This is a genomic window from Embleya sp. NPDC008237 (genome assembly GCF_042956465.1).
Taxonomy (GTDB): domain Bacteria; phylum Actinomycetota; class Actinomycetes; order Streptomycetales; family Streptomycetaceae; genus Embleya.
This window is the reverse complement of record NZ_JBIBGL010000001.1, coordinates 646,738-666,141: the sequence shown is the minus strand read 5'-3', so window position 1 is coordinate 666,141 and position 19,404 is coordinate 646,738. Positions and strand designations below refer to the sequence as shown.

15 protein-coding genes are annotated in these 19,404 nt (G+C 73.2%); 2 read left to right on the top strand and 13 right to left on the bottom strand.

The annotated features are described in order from the left end of the window. Positions 1-37: 37 nt before the first annotated feature. The 7 genes from ACFZBU_RS02720 to ACFZBU_RS02690 all read right to left on the bottom strand — a co-directional run bounded on the left by ACFZBU_RS02720 (position 38) and on the right by ACFZBU_RS02690 (position 9,961). Positions 38-895, bottom strand: a complete 858-nt coding sequence (locus ACFZBU_RS02720) for a carbon-nitrogen hydrolase family protein (RefSeq protein ID WP_391581632.1) — start codon at positions 893-895, stop codon at positions 38-40. 87 nt (positions 896-982) lie between these two features. Continuing rightward, on the bottom strand, positions 983-2,848 hold the full coding sequence (locus tag ACFZBU_RS02715; RefSeq protein WP_391581631.1) for an IucA/IucC family protein: 1,866 nt from the start codon (positions 2,846-2,848) through the stop codon (positions 983-985). After that, positions 2,772-4,244 carry a lysine N(6)-hydroxylase/L-ornithine N(5)-oxygenase family protein gene (locus ACFZBU_RS02710; protein WP_391581630.1) on the bottom strand — a complete coding sequence of 491 codons (1,473 nt, stop codon included), beginning with the start codon at positions 4,242-4,244 and terminating at the stop codon, positions 2,772-2,774. Before ACFZBU_RS02710 ends, ACFZBU_RS02715 begins: the two co-directional genes overlap by 77 nt. Then, positions 4,241-4,921 carry a GNAT family N-acetyltransferase gene (locus ACFZBU_RS02705; RefSeq protein WP_391581629.1) on the bottom strand — a complete coding sequence of 227 codons (681 nt, stop codon included), beginning with the start codon at positions 4,919-4,921 and terminating at the stop codon, positions 4,241-4,243. Before ACFZBU_RS02705 ends, ACFZBU_RS02710 begins: the two co-directional genes overlap by 4 nt. Positions 4,922-4,949: 28 nt before the next feature. Next, positions 4,950-6,719, bottom strand: a complete 1,770-nt coding sequence (locus ACFZBU_RS02700) for an IucA/IucC family protein (protein ID WP_391581628.1) — start codon at positions 6,717-6,719, stop codon at positions 4,950-4,952. 150 nt (positions 6,720-6,869) lie between these two features. Next, entirely contained in the window at positions 6,870-8,429 is a 1,560-nt protein-coding gene (locus ACFZBU_RS02695; protein ID WP_391581627.1) for a pyridoxal phosphate-dependent decarboxylase family protein, read from the bottom strand. Next, on the bottom strand, positions 8,426-9,961 hold the full coding sequence (locus ACFZBU_RS02690; protein WP_391581626.1) for a diaminobutyrate--2-oxoglutarate transaminase: 1,536 nt from the start codon (positions 9,959-9,961) through the stop codon (positions 8,426-8,428). Before ACFZBU_RS02690 ends, ACFZBU_RS02695 begins: the two co-directional genes overlap by 4 nt. 214 nt (positions 9,962-10,175) lie before the next feature. Here ACFZBU_RS02690 and ACFZBU_RS02685 point away from each other — a divergent pair, with 214 nt between their 5' ends. Continuing rightward, positions 10,176-11,258 (top strand): trypsin-like serine peptidase, encoded by a 1,083-nt coding sequence (locus tag ACFZBU_RS02685; protein WP_391581625.1) that lies wholly within the window; start codon positions 10,176-10,178, stop codon positions 11,256-11,258. 84 nt (positions 11,259-11,342) lie between these two features. Here the strand turns inward: ACFZBU_RS02685 and hflX are convergent, their stop codons facing one another. The 6 genes from hflX to miaA form a co-directional block, all read right to left on the bottom strand. Beyond that, positions 11,343-12,848: a GTPase HflX gene (gene hflX / locus ACFZBU_RS02680; RefSeq protein WP_391581624.1), complete on the bottom strand. Its 1,506-nt coding sequence runs from the start codon at positions 12,846-12,848 to the stop codon at positions 11,343-11,345. Between the two features lie 167 nt (positions 12,849-13,015). Beyond that, on the bottom strand, positions 13,016-13,729 hold the full coding sequence (locus tag ACFZBU_RS02675) for a DUF4097 family beta strand repeat-containing protein (RefSeq protein ID WP_391581623.1): 714 nt from the start codon (positions 13,727-13,729) through the stop codon (positions 13,016-13,018). A gap of 224 nt (positions 13,730-13,953) precedes the next feature. Then, complete coding sequence (locus ACFZBU_RS02670) at positions 13,954-14,697, bottom strand: hypothetical protein (protein ID WP_391581622.1); 744 nt, start codon at positions 14,695-14,697, stop codon at positions 13,954-13,956. A gap of 115 nt (positions 14,698-14,812) precedes the next feature. Continuing rightward, a complete protein-coding gene (dapF, locus tag ACFZBU_RS02665) occupies positions 14,813-15,667 on the bottom strand; it encodes a diaminopimelate epimerase (RefSeq protein ID WP_391581621.1) in 855 nt (284 codons plus the stop codon). 125 nt (positions 15,668-15,792) lie between these two features. Next, positions 15,793-17,604: a gamma-glutamyltransferase gene (gene ggt / locus ACFZBU_RS02660; protein ID WP_391581620.1), complete on the bottom strand. Its 1,812-nt coding sequence runs from the start codon at positions 17,602-17,604 to the stop codon at positions 15,793-15,795. Positions 17,605-17,679: 75 nt separating this feature from the next. Further along, on the bottom strand, positions 17,680-18,588 hold the full coding sequence (gene miaA, locus ACFZBU_RS02655) for a tRNA (adenosine(37)-N6)-dimethylallyltransferase MiaA (protein WP_391581619.1): 909 nt from the start codon (positions 18,586-18,588) through the stop codon (positions 17,680-17,682). Between the two features lie 232 nt (positions 18,589-18,820). On the opposite strand from miaA, the gene ACFZBU_RS02650 reads away from it, so the two are divergent. After that, complete coding sequence (locus tag ACFZBU_RS02650; protein ID WP_391581618.1) at positions 18,821-19,297, top strand: antitoxin; 477 nt, start codon at positions 18,821-18,823, stop codon at positions 19,295-19,297. The last annotated feature ends 107 nt before the right edge of the window (positions 19,298-19,404 follow it).

The following is a 19,404-nucleotide window of genomic DNA, read 5'->3' as shown; positions in this document are numbered from 1 at the left end:
CCCGGATCGGGTGGGATCGGATCGGATCGGGTGGGTCTCAGTCCAGCTTGATCGTCTCGCGACGCTCGCCCGGCCCCGCGCGCCGTGATCCCGGCAGGTCCTCCAGCATGGTCAGGCACTCGCGGGCGGCGTCGATCTCGATGTCCTGGAAGGTCGCGGCGACCACGTCCACCCGTTCCCCGTCGGCCTCGATCACCACCCGCCCGTCCGGGCCGTACACCCCGCTGCGTCCGCACGCCGGGCCCAGCACGGTGTCGCCGATGTGGTTGGCGACCACCGTGTAGCAGGTGTTCTCCAGGGCTCGGGCGGCGAAGTACAGGTCGCGGCGGTGCTCGCTGTCGCCGCGGGTGTACACGCCCGGGCACAGGTAGGCGTCGCAGCCGTCGTGCACGGCCGCGCGCACGTGTTCGGGGAAGCTGACGTCGTAGGCGCTGCCCAGGCCCAGTCGCCATCCGGCGATCTCGATGGTGCAGCCGTGGTCGCCCGGGCGGAACAACTCGCGCTCCTCGTGCCACAGGTGCTGGCGGTCGTAGGCCACGTGCGCGTCGCCGTCCCGGCCGACCACCACGAGCGAGATGGTCCGGGCGCCGGCGCGGCGGACCGCGGCGCCGACCACCGCGACCGTGCGGGTGGCGTAGCAGGCGGCCTGGAGCTCACCGAGCCGGGTGTCGCCGGGCACGATGTCGCACGGTTTCACGTCCGGCCGGAACAGATCGAGGTCATACCCCGACAGGAACAGTTCCGGCAACACCACCACGTCGGCGCCGGCCGAGGATGCGAAGCGCACGAGTTGCGCGGCCGTGGCGACATTCGCGGGGATGTCGCCCGGCCGCGCCTGGGCCTGTGCGGCGGCAACCTTCAGTGGTTGCCTCGCGTTTTCGGCGACGTCGGTCACCCGCCGCATTCTGGCATCGTGATGGGGATCACACCATCGGCAAACCGGACAGGTTGTCGGCGACCCTGTCGTGGTCCGATGTCGAGGTCACGGGCACAGCGCGTTGGGCACGCTGCCGTGTGCGCTCACGTGCGGGCGCGTGGGACGGTCCCGATAGCCGTCCAGGAGCAGCCGATTGCGGTTCAGGCACAGCCGGTCGATCCGCGGCGTGAGCAGGTCGAACAGCGCGTGCCGGTCCTTGAGTTCGGGGAACGCCCCCTGGTGGTCCAGGATTTCCTCGCGCACCAGCGCCCAGAAGCCCTCCTGCGGGATGCCCAGGTGCACCGCCGCGAGATCGGCCAGATAGCGGTGGTGCCCCACCAGCAGCGCGGCGTGGATGAACTGGCACAGGTAGTCGGGCCGCTCGCGCAGCAGCACCGCCGCGACCTCGGCCGGCAGGTCGGCGAGTTCCGGCAGCGGCTGGTCGCTGATGTTGACGTCGTCGACGAAGTCCTTGATCGCCAGCCGGACCGGCACGTCGTGCTCGTCGAAGATCACGATCGCGTTCTCGCCGTGCGGGGAGAACACCAGGCCGTACCGGTACAGGCAGTGCAACAGCGGCGGGAGCAGGGCGTGGAAGAGCCGACGCAGCCACACCCGGGGGGCCAGCCCCGAGCGTTCGACCAGTTCGAGCACGAACGGCCGGCCGGTCGGATCCACGTGCAGCAGGCAGGCGAGCGTGCGGGCGCGCTCGCCGGGATCCAGTCGCGGCGCCAGCGGCTCGCGCCAGATCGCGCCGAGCAGTTCGCGGTACTGGTAGGGCACGCCCGGCAGTTCCTCCAGCACCGGGTGGCGCACGGTCACCGACGCGGTCTCGCCCAGCATGATCACCCGGCACTCGTCGCGCAGGAACGGGTCCGCGTCGCGCAGTCCCAGCACCCAGTCGGTGACCGCCGGCGCGGCCAGCGTGCGCTCGCTGGGCAGGCCGCGCCACACCAGCGTGTTCAGCACCGACAGCGGGAGCTTGACGGTGCGCCGCGCGGGCCGGTCCAGATTCAGGAACGTACGCACGGACTGCTGCGCGAGGTGCCGGTCCTCGGCCTCGCCCAGCGCGATGATGCGACCGGCGGCGACCTCGGGCGCGAACAGCGTCGCGATCGTCTCGTCCCACTGCCACGGATGCACCGGCAACCACAGGAAGTCGTCCGGATCCAGTCCGCGCGCGGCCGGGACTCGGCGAAAGCCCTCCAGGGTCGCCGGGTCCAGTTCCTCGTCGTACAGCCGCTGTTCGCTCAGTCCCGGCACCGCCCGGTAGGCCGCCAGGTCCCGATGCACCGCGATCCACGGCAGCCGCAGCGCCCGCCGCGCCTCCGGGGCGTAGCGGCGCGCGTCGCTCGCCGAGAAGCCGATCCGGCCCTTGTTCGGCACGATCCACGGGTGGCCGGTCTGGTGGCCCTCCAACTCCGCGTAGCCCAGGTCGGCCAGCGTGGCCGCGCTCACCGCGCTCGCCGCACTCGCCGCGTCGGCGGCCAGCGTCGCGGTCAACTCGCGCACCAGGTGGCCGGCGGTGTCGCCACTCAGCCCGATCACGGTGTGCGCGTCCAGCAGGAACTGGAGCATGTCCTCGGCCGGGTCGGCGCCGCCCTCCCACTCGCGCACCACCGACTCGGGATCCACGTGCCACGCGTCGTAGGCGCCGCGCCGGGCCCGGAAGCGGTAGCGCACATCGCCCGAGACGTCCACGGTGTACGTCTCGCCGTCGGCGACCGGGGCCAGCAGTTCCTCGTAGGCGAACTCGGCGAGCGACTTGGCGATCATGTCCCGGTTGACCCGTCGCCAGACCTCCGGGTCGGTGGGGGGCACGCCGTGCCGCGCGCCGGGGACCCGGGAGGCGGGCTCAAGCGTGGCGGGTCCGGCGCCCTGGTGCGGCAGTTCGGCCTCGATGGGCTCCGCTGCCGGGTTCGACTGCGACATGGGGTACCTCTGCGGGGTCGGTCGCGTCCCCTCGCTGCGGTCGGTGCGCGGGCTCGGTGTCGCCCGCGGCCAGGCCGAACGTGGTGAACGCGGTGCGGATCGGCAGCCGGTAGACCGCGTCGCCGCACACGGAGTTGAGAATGGTCGCGGCCCGGTGCGCACCCAGGCCCAGGTCGGGGGTGCCCACGCCGTGCGTGTGCAACTCGGCGTTTTGCGTGTACAGCCCGCCGGTGACGTGTTCGGCGAGCACGACCCGGTGGTCCAGGTCGATCAGCGGACGACCGGCGTCGTCGCGCGCGATCAGGTCCTTCACCGGATCCAGCAGTGCGGGATGCCGCTGCGCGTAGCCGGTCGCCAGCACCACCCGGTCGGTGCGCACGGTGAAGGCGCGGTCCTGTTCGCCGTGCCGGCACCCCAGTTCCACGCCCTCGCGGGTGGTGCGCGCGCACGTCACGGTGACGTCGGGCATCAGCGTCGCACGCACCCGCCCGCCGGCGATGCCGCGCTCGTAGAGCTCGTCGTGGATGGCGGCGATGGTGTCCGCGCTGATCGCCTTGTAGAGCTGCCACTGCTCGGGCACCAGGCGGTCACGGACCGGTTCGGGCAGCGCGTGGAAGTAGCGCGTGTAGTCGGGCGTGAAGTGCTCCAGGCCGAGCTTGGAGTATTCCATCGGGGCGAACGCGGGCGAGCGGGTCAGCCAGGTCAGCCGTCGGCTGGGGCCGGTTCGCCGGCGCAGCAGGTCCAGGAAGACCTCCGCGCCGGACTGCCCCGAGCCCAGCACCGTGACGTCCTGCGCATCGGTGAGGTCCGCGCGATGGTCCAGGTATCGGGCCGCGTGCAGCACGGTGTCGCCGAGCAGACCCGCGAACGGCTCCGGCACCACCGGTTCGGTGCCGATGCCGAGCACCACGTTCCGGGCGTGCACGTGGTGCCGCTCGCCGGTCGCGGTGTCGCGGAACTCGACCCGGTACAGGTCGCCCTCCCAGGACACCGACCCGACGTCGCTGCCGAACCGGCAGGCCGGCAGCGCCTCGGCGACCCACCGGCAGTAGTGGTCGTACTCGCGCCGCGGCACATGCAGGCGCTCGGCGAAATAGAACGGGAACAACCGGTCGTGCGCGCGCAGATAGGCCAGGAACGACCACGGATTGGTCGGGTCGACCAGGGTGACCAGATCGGCCAGGAACGGCACCTGCAGGGTGGTGCCGTCCAGGAGCAGTCCCGGATGCCAACTGAACGCGGGAGCCCGGTCCAGGAACAGCGTGCGCAGCGGCTCGACCCGGTCGGCCAGCGCGGCCAGCGCGAGGTTGAACGGCCCGATCCCCACCCCCACCAGGTCGTACACCACCGCGCCGGGGTCGGCCGCCCGGCGCGGGGCGGGCAGGCGCTCGGTCACCGCCGCGCACCCGCTTCCCGCGCGGCGCGTCCGCGCATCATCAACGCGGCGCGCTTGTCCGGGAGTTCGACATCGCCGAAGCGGTGGAAGCCGGCCCGCGCGAAGGCCGCCAGCGACGCCTCGTTGCGCACGTCCGGCTCGGCCACCACCCGCATCGTGTCGGGGGCGGCGCGCAGCACCAGTTCGGTGACCGCGCGCAGCAGCAGCGAGCCGATCCCGCGCCCGCGCCACGCGGCCGGGCCGACGAGCAGATGGATCCCCACGTCGTGCGGGCGGGCCGGGTAGTGCCGGGCCAGGTTGTCCAGGTCCGCGCGGTAGAGCTCCCAGTAGCTGATCGGTTCGTCGTCCAGGCAGCCCAGGTAGGCGTGGTGGTGTGTGCGCACGGCCTGATTCGCCAGGTGTCGGCGCACCACCTCCTCGTCCCCGGCCAGCTCCCACCAGCGGGCGATGTCGGGGTCGTTCATCCACGCGTGCAGCAGCGGCAGGTCGCGCTTGGTGTGGATCTCGTGCAGCGAGAACCGGCCCGCGGGCAGCGGGACCGTGCCCCAGCGTGCCGCCTCGGCGAGCGGGCCGGCCTGCCCCGCTGCCCGCGACCCGGTGTTCAGGCGCACGGTCTGGGCCTCGGCGAAGTCGCTCCGCCGGGCATCGGCGGGCGACGACAGGAATGACGGGCTCATACGGGGACGGAACCTCCTGGGACCGGGCTCACGCGGGGGCGTCGGCGAGCGGGTTGCGGATGTGCACGTAGATCGACTGGGTCGCCACGGGGCCGACGAGCTCGTCGAGGCCGTGCAGTCGGGTCATCAGGTTGGCCTTGCAGCGCGGCCTGGGATCGGTGAGCAGCGTGCGCGCCGCGCCACTGGTGGGCGCGTGGGCGGCGAACAGCGTGCGCAGCCGCGCCAGCAACACGGACTCCTCGACCAGGCCCTGCGCACCGAACGCGCCGATCAGCCCGAGCAGGTTGTTCACGCCCAGGTAGTAGGCCAGCCGCTCGTCGGCGATCTCGTCCGCGACGATGGTGTCGCTGGCCACCCCCGCGGCGGGCAGCCGCCGGGCCAGGTCCGCGGTGCGCGAGGCACGGAAGTAGTAGCCCTGGTTGTCCCGGTAGCGTCCGCCCACGGGCAGGCCGTCCGCGTCCAGCAGGACCAGGGTGTTCTGCTGGTGCGCCTCCAGCGCGATACCCGCGTGCCGGTCCAGCCACAACACCGGCTCGGCCACCACCGCCAGGTAGCGCTCGAACCACTCCTCGGCGACCGAGGCCCGAGAGCGGCCGCTGCGCTCGGCCAGCGCGTGTACGTATCCGGCCAGCCGCGAGGGGCCGATCCCGGGCCGCTCGGCCACCAGCGCGGCCACGCAGGAAACCCGCTGGTCGGGCTTGAACGGATTGGCCCGCAGCACCAGTTCCAGCCCCGCGGCGGGCCGGTCCGGGCGCGGGAACGGCTCCGGCGGCGCGACCGAGATCCAGGCCGGATCGCGGACGATGTCGAAGGTGGGGTGCGCGCGGCGCAGTTCGTGCTCCAGGCCGGAACGCAGCAGGCGGTGCACCTCGATCCCGCGCAGCAGTTCCTTGGGCAGGTTCTCCCGGCGCGAGTTGGTGATCCGCAGGCCCAGCGAGAGCTTGAGCATCACCTCGGCGTCGGGTCGGTACACGGTGCGCACCGAGGAGGTGGGGTACCACGGGGCGCCCGCCGGGCCGAGCGCGCGCAGCCGGCCCGCGTCGAAGAGGCCCCGCAGGTGCGGGCGCCCGGGCAGGTCCCGGGCCTGCCACGGGTGGGCGGGCACCAGCACGGTGCCCTCGGGTGCGCGCAGGTCGCCGGCGAATTCGGCCAGCACGTCCGCGGCCTCGCGCCCCAGCGCGCTGTCCTGCCCGACCAGGTCGGCGTCGGCGGCGAACCAGTGCAGTGCGAAGGACCCGCGCAACTCGGGCGACCACGCGGCGTCCTCGGCCGGGTCGAGCCGGTCGCGGCTCTTGGGCGTGGGATGCATCGGGTGGCCCAGCACCAGCGACTGCTCGGCGGCCAGGAACGGCGCCGTCCCGGGCGGGTCCTCGGGGTGCGCTCGGTGATGGGCGATGTAGCGCTCGGTGTGGGTGACCGAGTCGGCGACCCGGATCGCGGTGTCCCCGCACGCCCCACCGGCCGCCGAGGCCCCGCTCGCGCTCGCCTCGTCGCCCAGCACCAGCGCCAGCGTGACCGCGTTCAACGGCCCCTCGTCCTCCAGATGCGGAGCGCCGAAACGGTGCCACCCGGACGGCGACCAGTAGCGCACCGGCACGGTGAGGGTCCGCCCGATCGCGGGCAGGTCGATGCTCAGCACGCTCGACTGCGGCCTGGGCAGCGCACGTTCGCGCACCCAGCAGCGGAGCAGGCACTCGACCGTCGCCCCGTCGGCGGCGCGCCGGGCCTCCGGCGCGTCGAGGTGGTCCGTTTCGGGATCCGTCCGCACGGCGGACGGGTCGGGACCCGCGATGGTCATCGCTGCTCCGTGTGGTGTCGATCGACCCGTGGTCGATGCCCGTGGATGAGGTTGCTCCCGATTGGGGAGATTTCGACCCGTGTCGATTGTTCGGCGAGGTCGGTCACAAACATGCGAGGCGCGCGGAAACGATTGTTTGTTGACGGAGCGTCAGCAGGGCGGCGCGCTTTCCGTGCGCCCCGCCTCGACCACGGCCGCCAGCAGGGCCGCCAGGTCCGCCGCGGTGGTGTTCGGGTTGAGCAGGGTGAGCTTGAGCCGCACCGCGCCCGGGCCTGGGCCCAGTTCGGTCCGGCCGACCACCGCGCTCCCCTCGTACAGCAGCCGGCGGCGCAACGCGGCGTTGACCCGGTCCGTCTCGGCCGCGCCCGCCGGTCCCGGCCCGTCCTGGCGCTGCGGGAGATAGCGGAACACCACCGAGGTGAGCACCGGCTCCGCGGCCAACTCCAGGCGCGGATCGGCGCGGATCAACTGCGCCGCGTGCCGGGCCAGGTCGTGGCAACGCTCGACCAACTCGCCCAGTCCGGCCCGGCCCAACGCCCGCAGAGTGACCGCGATCTTGAACACGTCCGCCCGCCGGGTGGTGCGCGGCGAATTGCCCAACAGGCTGAAGTAGCCGGCCTGTTCGTCGTCGTCCGGATTCAGGTAGGCGGCGCGCTGCGCGAGCGGGGCCAGCAGCGCCGCGTCGCGCACCAGGAAAACCCCGGCGGCGACCGGCTGCCAGCCCAGCTTGTGCAGGTCCAGGCCCACCGAGTGCGCCCGGTGCAATCCGGCCAGCAGCGGCGCGAGCCGGTCCGAGAACAGCGCGCCGCCGCCGTAGGCCGCGTCCACGTGCAGCCACGTGCCCAACTCCCGGGCCACCGAGGCGATCGCCTCCAGCGGATCGATCGCCCCCAGGTCGGTGGTGCCCGCGGTGGCCACGATCGCCGCGATCCGGTCGTTGCCGGCCCTCACCCGGCGGCCGGCCGCGGCCAGCGCGACCGGGTCCATGCGATGGTCGGCGCCCACCGGCACGGTGACCACGGCGTCCTCGCCCAGGCCCAGCAGGCCCGCACAGCGGCGGATGGAGAAGTGCGCGGCCTGCGAGCACAGGATCCGCCGCCGACCCACCCCCGGCCCCGCCGCGTCCCGCGCCAACAGCAGGCCCATCAGGTTGGACTCGGTGCCGCCGCTGGTGATCGTGCCGCCCGCCGCCTTCGGCGCGAAGCCGACCAGGCCCGCGAGCGCGGCGACCACCTCGACCTCCAGCGCGGTAGCCGCCGGCGCCTGGTCCCACGAGTCGAGCGAGGGGTTGAGCGCGGCGGCGACCAGATCCGCGGCCACCGCGACGGCCAGCGGCGGACAGTGCAGATGCCCCGCACAGTACGGATCGGCCGGATCCGCGGCCCCCCACGCCAGCAGCGCGGACAACTCGCCCAGCGCGGCGAACTCGCCCACGCCCAGCACCGGCAGCGGACCCGGGCCGACCGCGGCCGACCCGCGCGGGTCCGGCACGGAGCCCCCCGGGCCCACCGCGCCCGGACCCAGCACTCGGGCCACCTCGGCCGCGACCGCGACCGGTCCGCCCGGCGGCAGCGGCCCACTCCGCGCGCCCGCACCGCCCACCAGCGCGGCCAGCGCGACCTCGACCAGCGCGCGCAGCGCGTCGGCGCCCGCGACCCCGCCCGCGAGCGCGGCCCCGACCGGATGCCCGACGTGCCGCGCGGTGCTCACGCCGACTCCGATCCGCCGGTCGAGGTCGGCCGGCCGGCCCGGGCCGCCTCGATCGCGTCCGCCAGCCGCTCCAACACCGCGTCCGCCTGCACGTCGGTCATCGTCAGCGGCGGCAGCAGCCGCACCACGCTGTCGTGCCGCCCGCCCAATTCGACGATCAGCCCCCGCCCCAGCGCCTCGCGGCGCACCGCGAGCGCCAGCGCGGGCGCCACGGGCCGAGCCCCGCACGCGTCCGCGGCGGCTTCCGGCTCGACGATCTCCACGCCGAGCATCAGCCCACGACCGCGCACGTCGCCGATCGCCGGCTGACCGGGCATCAGGTCGCGCAGCGCGCCCGCGAGTCGGGCCCCCAGGCGGGCCGCCCGCTCGTGCAGGCGGTGCTCGCGCACGAAGGCGATCGTCGCGGTGCCGGCCGCCATCGCCAGCTGGTTGCCGCGGAAGGTGCCCGCGTGCGCACCGGGCCACCAGTGGTCCAGTTCGGCGCGATAGACCACCACCGCGAGCGGCAGGCTGCCGCCGATCGCCTTGGAGATCACCATCACGTCCGGCACCACGCCGGCGTGGTCCACGCCCCACATCGTGCCGGTCCGACCCAGACCGGTCTGTACCTCGTCGGCGATCAGCGCGATACCGCGCTCCGCGGTCAGCCGGCGCATCTCGCGCAGCCAGCCGTCCGGTGCCGGCAGCACCCCGCCCTCGCCCTGCACGGGCTCCAGGATCATCCCGGCGGGTACCGGCACCCCGCCGTCCGGGTCCTCCAGGAGCGTGCGGGCGTAGTGCGCGGCCACCCGCTCGCCCTCTGCGCCGCCGGTGCCGAACGGGCAGCGATAGCGCTGCGGGAACGGCAGCCGCACGGTGTCGCCGGTACCCGCGCCGGTCGCGTTGCGGATCGCGGTGTCCCCGCTGACCGCCAGCGCTCCCTGGGTCATCCCGTGGTACGCGCCGGTGAACGCGACCACCCCACGCCGACCGGTCGCGGTCCGCACCAGCTTCAGCGCCGCCTCCACCGCGTCGGTGCCGGCCGGCCCGCAGAACTGGATCCGGCCGTCCCGCGCCAACTCCGGCGGCAGCGTGGCGAACAGCTCCTCGACGAAGCGGTCCTTGACGGGGGTGGCCAGGTCGAGCACGTGCAGCGGCGCGCCGGTGTCCAACACACCGCGGATCGCCGCGAGCACCACGGGGTGGTTGTGGCCGAGCGCGAGCGTGCCGGCGCCGGAGAGGCAGTCGAGGTAGCGCCGGCCGTCGGCTCCCTCGACCGTCATCCCCCGAGCCCGCACCGGCACGATCGGCAACGAGCGCGCGTAGGTGCGCGCCGAGGACTCGCGGGCGGCCTGCCGACGCAGGATGCCCGGACCGTCGGCCGACGGTCCGGTGCGCTGGCGGCCGATCCGGCCGGTGTCCGCGGGAGCGGTGTCGACGGGTGTGCCGGGCACCGGCGCGGCGTCCCCGGGCGCGGTGGCCGCGGGCGGCGCGTCCGGCGTCGGGTCCCCGGTGCCGGAGCGGTCGTCCGGCCTGGTCAGGGCGGCGGTCATGACTGCGGCACCTCCACAAGGGCGATCGGAATTTAGGTAAGGCTTACCTTGGAATGATGACTCGGGGCAAAATGGTCACCACAACGAGTGACAATCGCCGCATCGACGACCCCTGTCCCAAACAACGACCGAACCGCCGCCCGATCACGGCCGAGGCCCCCTCCGATACTGTCGGGCGGTCATATACGCGGGGCGCACACGGGGAGGTAGGCGCTTGACGCGCGGCGTTCGCACGCTGTTCGTCACGCTGACGGTGGCGGTGTCGCTGCTGGTGACGGGCACCGTCATGGCACTGACACTCAACGGAGTCGGCAACGACGGCGGCAACGGGAGGGGTCCGGAGACACTCGCCGATCCCGGCGATCCCGCGCACTGGACCCCGGAACGCATGAGCCGGGCCAGGCCCCGCGACCCCAAGGGCGAGGACGGACCGCCCGCCCCGACCGCGGCGCCCGACCGACCCGGCCCGCAACCCTCCCGCGGCCCCCTGCCGGACGTGCTCGCCGAGGCCAAGCCGCCCCCCGTCCAGGCCCGCCCGGTGGCCCGCCCCTACACCGGCGCGGCCGGCACCGTCGCCGCCGGCAAACTCTTCTTCGAGGCCCCCGACGGCCCCTCCGTATGCTCCGGCACCGTGATCGCCGACCCCAAGCGCCCCGGCCGCAGCAACCTGGTCTGGACCGCCGGCCACTGCGTGCACGCCGGTCGCGGCGGCACCTGGTTCACCAGCCTGCAATTCGTGCCCGCGTTCAACAGCAGCGGCCAGGCCACCCTGGCCAACCTCGGCAACCCCGGCCCGGTCGCACCCTTCGGCCAGTGGTGGGCGACCTCGGTGTCCACCTCCGACCAGTGGCGCGCCGGCGGCACGAACTCCACGTCACCCGCCACCGCCTACGACTACGCGGTGGTCGAGGTCAAGAACCCCGACGGCAGCGCACGCAGCCTGGAGGAGGTCGTCGGCCGCGCCCTGCCGGTGTGGTTCGACGCCCCGCGCGACCTGACCGACGCCGGCGCGTACGGCTACCCGCAGGACGCCCCGTTCGACGGGCTGACCATGTTCGCCTGCACCCAGGACCCGCGCCGGTTGACCGTCGACCCGAACAGCCCGCCCCTGCTGCGGATCGGCTGCACCATGACCGCCGGCGCCAGCGGCGGCGGCTGGTATGCCACCGCCCCCGACGGCACCCTGCGGCTGATCGGCAACAGCGCGCTCAGCGGCGCCGGACACACCTGGATCGCCGGCCCCTACCTGGACCAGGACGCCCGCCGCATGCTGGACAACCTCAAACGCAAACACTGAGCGGCGCCCGGCCGTCCCCGGACACGACAAAGGCCCGGGCCGCACACGATGTTCGTGTGCGGCCCGGGCCCGGTCGACGCTCGCTCAGCGCTTGGCGACCACGAACCGCTCCAACTCGGCGGCGAGTTGCCGGCCCACCCGAGCGTGCAACCACGTGCCCGCCTCGCGGTGCTCGGTGGCCAACAGCTCACCGGTGCCGTGCACCTTGGCCACCAGGTCACCGCGCTCGTACGGCACGACCACCTCGACCTCGACATCCGGGCGCGGCAGTTCCTCGTCGATCAACGCCAACAACTCGTCCATGCCCTGCCCGGTGCGGGCGGACACCACGATCGCGTGCTTCTCCCGACGCAACAGCCGTGCCAGCACCTCCGGATCGGCCGCGTCGGCCTTGTTCACCACCACGATCTCGCGCACCTTGTGCGCCTCGACCTCGGTGAACACCTCACGCACGGCCGCCAGTTGGGCCTCCGGCGTGGGGTCGGAGCCGTCCACCACGTGCAGGATCAGGTCCGCGTCGGCGACCTCTTCCAGCGTCGAGCGGAACGCCTCGACCAGCTGGTGCGGCAGATGGCGCACGAAACCGACCGTGTCGGCGAGCGTGTACCCGCGACCGCTGGGCGTCTCGGCCCGGCGCACCGTCGGATCCAGCGTCGCGAACAGCGCGTTCTCCACCAGCACGCCCGCACCGGTCAACCGGTTCAGAATGGAGGACTTGCCCGCGTTCGTGTAACCCGCGATGGCCACCGACGGGATGGCGTTGCGCCGCCGCTCCTGCCGCTTGGTGTCCCGGGCCTTCTTCATGTCCGCGATCTCGCGGCGCATCTTGGCCATCTTCTCCCGGATGCGCCGACGATCGGTCTCGATCTTCGTCTCACCGGGGCCACGCGTGGCCATGCCGCCACCGCCGCCGCCACCCATCTGGCGCGACAGCGAGGCGCCCCAGCCACGCAGGCGCGGAAGCATGTACTGCATCTGTGCCAGCGAGACCTGCGCCTTGCCCTCTCGGGACTTGGCGTGCTGCGCGAAGATGTCCAGGATCAACGCCGTGCGGTCCACGACCTTGACCTTGACCACGTCTTCGAGCTGAATGAGCTGACCCGGGGTCAGCTCACCGTCGCAGACCACGGTGTCCGCGCCCGTGGCGATCACCACGTCGCGCAGTTCCTTGGCCTTGCCGGACCCGATGTAGGTCGCCGGATCCGGCTTGTCGCGGCGCTGGATCAGCCCGTCCAGCACCTCCGAGCCCGCGGTTTCCGCGAGCGCGGCAAGTTCCTTGAGCGAATATTCGGCGTCGGCGGCGGTCCCGTCGGTCCAGACCCCGACCAACACGACCCGTTCCAGGCGAAGCTGCCGGTATTCGACCTCGGTGACGTCGGTCAGCTCCGTGGAGAGACCGGCGATGCGGCGGAGCGCGCTGCGCTCCTCGCGGTCGAACTGGTCGCCGTCGTAGTCGAGCGGACCGACCCCGACGTCATCGCCCGTTCCGAATCCGTCGAAGGCCGCTCCGTCGTCGAAGCCGTCGGCATCGTCGAATGGGGGAGTCGGGTCCGTGTCGTCGTGTCCGGCGCGGTGTGAGCGAGAAGTCATATCGTCCTGTTCAACGTAGTCGGCGGGCCGCTCCATTCCCCGGGGCGGCCGTCACGATGGTCCCACGACCGCCCGCGCGCGGGCATCCGGGTTTTCGGCCGGTTCATTCCACCGGCCGGCCCGAACCGGGTCGACCCTCGATCGGCGACCTCGCCGAACCGTCGACCTCACGAGGTCAGCAGCCGCGCCTGCCCCGCGTCGGTGTGCACCTTGATCCGGTGCTGCGACTGGTCGTTGCGCGAGACCTTGACGTCGGTGTCGCCGATCGTGGTGGACACGTCCGCCGCGTACTGCTGCCCGCCCGGCACCCGCACCGTCGCCCGGCCCGCGTTGGTCTTGGCGTCCACATCGGTGGGCGGCTTGGTGAAGGTCAGATCTATCGACCCGGCGCTGGTCTGCGCGGTCACCTTCGCCGAGGTGACCCCCTCGCCGTCGATCTTGCCCGCGCTGGTGCGCAGGTTGAGCGTCCCGGTCACATCGCGCAGGGTCACGTTGCCCGCTTCGGTACGGATGTCGAGCGCGGCACCCCCGCGCGGGATGGTCACCTCGTACGCCACGAAGCAGGCCCTGTTGCTCGCGCAGTCGTAGTCCAGGACCAGTTGCCCGTTGCCGTCCACGTTGTGCGTGGTCGTCGGCGCGGTCTTGTCGTAGTGCTGTTTCTCGGTCACCTTGACCGTCTTGACGTCGGCCTCCGTCACCTTGACGTTGCCCGCGTTGCTGTCCACCTTGACCGAGCGCACGTTCTGCGAGACGTCGTAGGACGTGGTCTTCTTCTCCGACTCGTGTCCGTCGGTGTCCACGTTGAACTCACACGCGGTGAGCACCAGCGGAAGGGCGACCAGCGGGACCAGCAGAGCCAATCGACGGTTGCGGGCAGGCATCGTTTCTCCTTGGGTCGGGGCGGGGTCCGCCGCCCGAACGCACGACCACTCCCCCGCTTTACTGATGCCTCCAGGCTAGGAAGGCACACCCCCGCCCCGCGTCGGTCCGGCGTCGGGTAACGCGGGTCCTTCCCTGGCAGGAGAGACCCCCGGGACAGTCCACCTCCGGGAAGGACCCGCCTAGGGGTTCTCCCGGACCCCGGTACCGGGACCGTCGGCTCCCGTCAGTGCGCCAACCGGGCGCCCAGGGCCGGCGCGAGGGCGGTGAAGTCCGCAGCCTCGGCCTCGTCCAGAACCGCGTAACCGGCCGCCACGAGTTCGTCGGTCAGCTCTTCCGCGGCCCGATACCGCTCCGCCAGATCGGCCGTGACCTGCGGAAACGGCTTCTGGTGCCCATAGAACTCCAGGTACGGACTCCCCTCGGCCACCTGCGCCTCCAACGGGCTGAGCCGGTGTGCGGCCAGCGCCAGGATGTGCAGGCCGCCCCGGTGCTCCCGCAGCGTCTGCAGGTTCTGCGCGAGCCGGGCGGGCGCGTCATCCGGAAGAGGTACACCGCGCCAGGCCGAGTACAGCGGGGCCAGGCCGGCCAGGTCGTTGGCGCGCACGATCGAGGTGGTGATCCCGGCGAGCCGCTCCACCTCCGGCAGATCCGCGAGGTGGGTCCGCCCCCACTCCCGGGCGCACTCCGCGTACAGCTCGCCGACCTGCGCGGGCGGTGCGGCCTTGCGGCCCGCGGCCCACAGCGGGAGCAGGGTGTCGGCCGTGAAGTGGTGGAACGCGCGGACCACGGTGTCGTCGTCCACGTCCCCCAGGACCCCGCCGCGACCGGCGATGTACAGGGTCACCCCGTCCAGGCCCAGCTCCGCACCGCGCGCGACCGTGTGCGGCGCGAAGAAGAAGGCCCCCGCCGCCTGCACCGTCTTCTTCACCGCGCGGGTGGTGTCACGTGCCGTGTCCATGCTGCTCATGCTGGTGTCTCCCCATGACGGCATTGCTTGACCAGGTCATGCAAGACCTATCACGGAGCTTCGGGGCGTGCACAGGGCCGACGGACGCCACACGGCGACACCGGCGGGCCGGGCCTCACAACCGATCGAGGTCGACCCATCCCTCGGCGACGATCACTGCCGGACCGGTCATCTCGATGTGGCCGTCCACGCGCTCGGTGATCACCAGTCGACCGCCCGGGACGTCCACGGTGTAGCCGACCGGTTCGCCGGTCACCGCCGGCTCCGCGCCGTCGGCCCGCGCCGTGGCGACCATCACCGCACACGCCCCGGTGCCGCACGACCGGGTCTCCCCGGAGCCGCGCTCGTGCACCCGCATCGCCACGTGCCCCGGCGCCCGGCGCACCACGAACTCGACATTGACCCCGTCGGGATACGCCCCCGCGGGAGACACCGCCGGCGCCGTGAACAGGTTGCCCGCCTGGGCCAGATCCTCGACGAACACCACGGCGTGCGGGTTGCCCATGTCGACGTTGGTCGCGGGCCGCACCCGCCCCTGGACGTCCACCCCGATGCCCGCGGAGTCGGGCAGTCGGGGCACACCCATGTCCACCGTGACCGGGCCCTCGATCGGCACGGTGACCGTCTTGACCCCGCCGCGCGTGGCCACCCGCAGCTCGCCCGCCTCGGCCAACCCCTGCTCGACCAGGTGCCGGGCGAACACCCGCACGCCGTTGCCGCACATCTCGGCGATCGACCCGTCGGCGTTGCGGTAGTCCATGAACCACTCGGCCTCGCCGGCCATGTGCTCGGCGGCCGGATCCTTGGCCGAGCGCACCACCCGGAGCAGACCGTCACCGCCGATGCCCGCGCGCCGATCGCACAGGGCGGCGACCTGCTCCGCGGTCGGGGCGAACTCGCCGTCCGCGTCCGGCACGATGACGAAGTCGTTCTCGGTGCCGTGGCCCTTGAAGAAGTGCAGAGTGCTCACCCGACAATCCTAGGGCGTGACCGGGAGCGGCCCCGATGGGTTTCCACCGAGGCCGCTCCCGTGCGGTGTGTCGGGGCGCGTGGGGCGAGGTTCTTCGGGCGAGGCTTGTCGGGCGAGGTCCGTGATCAGTCGGGTCGGACCACGCCCGCCGCGCCGCCGCCCCGGCGGGTGGGCTCCGCCACGGCCTGGACCCGGCCCCCGGGGAGGAACTCCAGTGCGGCGGCGGCGCCGATCTCCGGATTCGCCTTGAGCACGTGCCCCCGTTGCTCCAGGGCCGCGCGCAGCGGGTCGGGCACCCCGGGTTCGACCTCGGTGGCCGCCCCGTTGCGCTGGGACAACCGCGGCGCGGCGACCGCCTGCGGCAACGACAGCCCCCGGTCCAGGCGCCCGGTCAGCACCTGGAGCACGGTGGTGATGATGGTCGCGCCGCCGGGCGAGCCGACCGCGATGAACGGACGACCGTCGCGGAGCACGATGGTCGGCGACATGCTGCTGCGCGGGCGCTTGCCCGGCGCGGGCAGGTTCGGGTCGAACACGCCGGGGGTGAGCGGCGCGAAGTTGAAGTCGGTCAGCTCGTTGTTGAGCAGGAAGCCGCGACCGGGCACGGTGATCGCGCTGCCCCCGGTCTGCTCGATGGTCAGCGTGTACGACACCACGTTGCCCCAGCGGTCGGCGGTGACCAGGTGGGTCGTGGACAACCCCTCGACCGGCTCGCTCGCCTCCGGTGTGCCGGTGGGCCGGCAGTCGCGGTCGTACGGCGGCGTCGGATCACCCGGCGGGACCGGGCTCACCGCGGCGTGGTCGGGGTCGATCAGGCACGCGCGTTCCTTCGCGTAGCCGTCCGAGAGCAGGCCACGAAGCGGCACGTCCACGGCGGCGGGGTCGCCGACGTAGCGGTTGCGGTCGGCGAAGGCGAGTCGGGACGCCTCCAGGTAGTAGTGCGTCGCGGTCGCCGCGTCCTGCCGACGCGGATCGGTGGTCTCCAGGATGTTGAGCGCCTCGCCCACCGTGGATCCGCCGGACGAGGACGGCGCCATGCCGTAGACGTCCAGCCCGCGGAAGTCGACGTGCGTGGGCCGCTGGTCCAGGACCCGGTAGCGGGCCAGGTCGGCGGTGTCGATCAGGCCGGGCCGGAAGACCCGGTCCGCGCCCGGTGCCACCGGCGGCTGTTGCGCGGTCCGCACCACCTCGCGGCCGAGCCGGCCCCGGTAGAACCAGTCCACGCCGTTGCGGCCCAGCTGCTCGTAGGTGCGGGCCAGGTCCGGGTTGCGGAACACGCTGCCCACGACGGGCGGCCGGCCGTCGGGCAGGAACAGCCGCGCGGTCGGGGTGATGTCGTCGAACCGGGTCGCGTTCGCCGCGGTCTGGTCGTGGAAGGTTTGGTCGACCACGAACCCGCGCTCGGCCAGCGCCCGGGCGGGCTCCAGCGCGGCGCGCAGGCTGGTGGTGCCCCACGTGCGCAGCGCGGTGTCCCAGGTCTGCGGAGTGCCGGGGACGCCCACCGAGAGCCCCGAGTTGACGCCCTGGTCGAACGGGATCGGCAGCCCGGTGGCCGGATCCAGGAACGCGTCCTTGCCCATCTTCGCGGGCGCCGTCTCCCGGCCGTCCAGGGTGCGCACCGTGTGGCTGCGCGCGTCGTAGTAGACGAAGTAGCCACCGCCGCCGATGCCGGACGAGTACGGCTCGGTGACGCCCAGGGCCGCGGCCGTGGCCACCGCGGCGTCCACCGCGTTGCCGCCCCTGCGCAGCACGTCCAGACCGATCCGGGTGGCGTCGGGGTCGACGCTGGAGACCGCACCGCCCCAGCCCGTGGCCACCGGCTGCTTGGGCGGCGGGCCGGCCGACTCGCCGGGGTGCGCGGACGCCACTCCCGGAATGGTCAATGCGAGCCCCAGCGCCGTACCCAGCGCCAGGACGCGACGAACGGAGCGGATCACGACCGCCTCCCCCGAGAAGGTTTGGGTATGTCACGGACCCCCCACCGTGCCACGCAGACCCCACCGGCAACACCCCTACGCGGGTCGGATCACCCGTTCGAGCGCGGCGTCCAGCAGATCGGCCCGGGAGTGCGCCAACCACTGGATCCGCGGGTCCCGCCGAAACCAGGTGTCCTGCCTGCGGGCGAACCGACGGGTGGTGCGCACGGTGTCCTCGCGGGCCGCCTCGTCGGTGCACTCGCCCGCGAGCAGCCGCAGCACCTGCGCGTAGCCCAGCGCGCGCGAGGCGGTCCGGCCCTCGCGCAGCCCGACCTTCTCCAGCTCGCGCACCTCCTCCACCAGGCCCGCCGCCCACATCCGGTCCACCCGCGCGGTGATCCGCTCGTCCAGCACCGGGCGTGGCACGTCCACCCCGATCTGCACGCTGTCGTAGAGCGAGCGGTGGGTGGGCAGGGTGGCGGTGAACGGGCGCCCGGTGAGCTCGATGACCTCCAGCGCGCGCACGATCCGCCGGGCGTTGCTCGGCAGGATCGCCGCAGCGGCGGGCGGATCGGCCGCGGCCAGGCGCTGATGCAGCGGCCCGGGCCCGACCCGTTCGGCCTCGGCTTCCAGGCGGGCCCGGATGTCGGGGTCGGTGCCGGGGAACTCCAGGTCGTCCAGCACCGCGCGCACGTACAGCCCGGAGCCGCCGACCAGCACGGGCGTGCGGCCGCGCGCCAGCAGGTCGTCCACCAGCGCCCGCGCGTCGCGCTGGTACTCGGCCACGCTGGCGGAGCTGGTCACCTCCCACACGTCGAGCAGGTGGTGCGGGACGCCGGCGCGCTCGGCGACGGTCAGTTTGGCGGTGCCGATGTCCATGCCCTTGTAGAGCTGCATGGAATCGGTGTTGATCACCTCCCCGTCCAGCGCACGGGCCAAGGCGACCCCCAGATCGGACTTTCCGGCCGCAGTGGGACCGACGACGGCAATGACACGGGGACTCACCCCCCAAGTCTGCCGGATCGGCGCACCCGGTCGTGCCGTCGCTCGTTGCGGTACGGCCGTGCGCGAGGTCGTGACCGGCCCCGCGCGCTCTCGTTGATCTCCCGCGACCCATGTACTCCGGGTGGCTGTACTCCGGGCGGCGCGGCGGTACCCCGTACGGCCCAGCGGACCGACCCCGCCCCGTCGCCGAAATGCACGACAACGACCACAGACATACGGTCTAGGAGAAATTGTGAGTGTTTTCGACTGGTTCAAGCGGCGTCCGAGCACGTCGGAGGAGAGCGGCTCGTGCTGCTCGCAGAACGCGGCGGGCACGGACACCGCCACGCTGGTCGAGGACCGGCCCGCACCGCGGACATCGGCCGGCGCCGAGGCCGAACCGGTCGAGGCGGCGGCCACGACGCCCGCTCCCCGGGCTCCCGGGGACGCGGTCGCCGAACAGGTCGCGACGGGCGCATCCGAGGAGGAGCAGGACATGGGCGTCTTCGAGAACATCAAGGCCAAGGCCGAGGGGCTGCTCGGTCAGCACGGCGACAAGGCCGACAAGGGCATCGACAAGGCCGCCGAGGCCGCCGATCGAAAGACCGGCGGCAAGCACACCGACCACATCCACGGCGCCTCGGACCGGGCCAAGGAAGCGCTGGGCAAGACCGGCGGCGACGCGCCCGAGGCGACGCCGCCCGGGCCTCCTGCCGATCCCACCGCGTGAGTCCGAAGCGGGCGGGGGGGGGGCCCCGGGCGGGGGGGGCGCCGCCCCCCCGGGGGGGGGGGGCGCAGGCCACGCGGCGGGGGGGGGGGGTTGGGCGGCGGCGCGGG

Bases quoted from the DNA above. Each gene is read 5' to 3' on its own strand.
- ACFZBU_RS02715 (WP_391581631.1), bottom strand. From the start codon at position 2,848: ATGTCGCAGTCGAACCCGGCAGCGGAGCCCATCGAGGCCGAACTGCCG.
- ACFZBU_RS02705 (WP_391581629.1), bottom strand. From the start codon at position 4,921: ATGAGCCCGTCATTCCTGTCGTCGCCCGCCGATGCCCGGCGGAGCGAC.
- ACFZBU_RS02700 (WP_391581628.1), bottom strand. From the start codon at position 6,719: ATGACCATCGCGGGTCCCGACCCGTCCGCCGTGCGGACGGATCCCGAA.
- ACFZBU_RS02690 (WP_391581626.1), bottom strand. From the start codon at position 9,961: ATGACCGCCGCCCTGACCAGGCCGGACGACCGCTCCGGCACCGGGGAC.
- hflX (WP_391581624.1), bottom strand. From the start codon at position 12,848: ATGACTTCTCGCTCACACCGCGCCGGACACGACGACACGGACCCGACT.
- ACFZBU_RS02675 (WP_391581623.1), bottom strand. From the start codon at position 13,729: ATGCCTGCCCGCAACCGTCGATTGGCTCTGCTGGTCCCGCTGGTCGCC.
- ACFZBU_RS02670 (WP_391581622.1), bottom strand. From the start codon at position 14,697: ATGAGCAGCATGGACACGGCACGTGACACCACCCGCGCGGTGAAGAAG.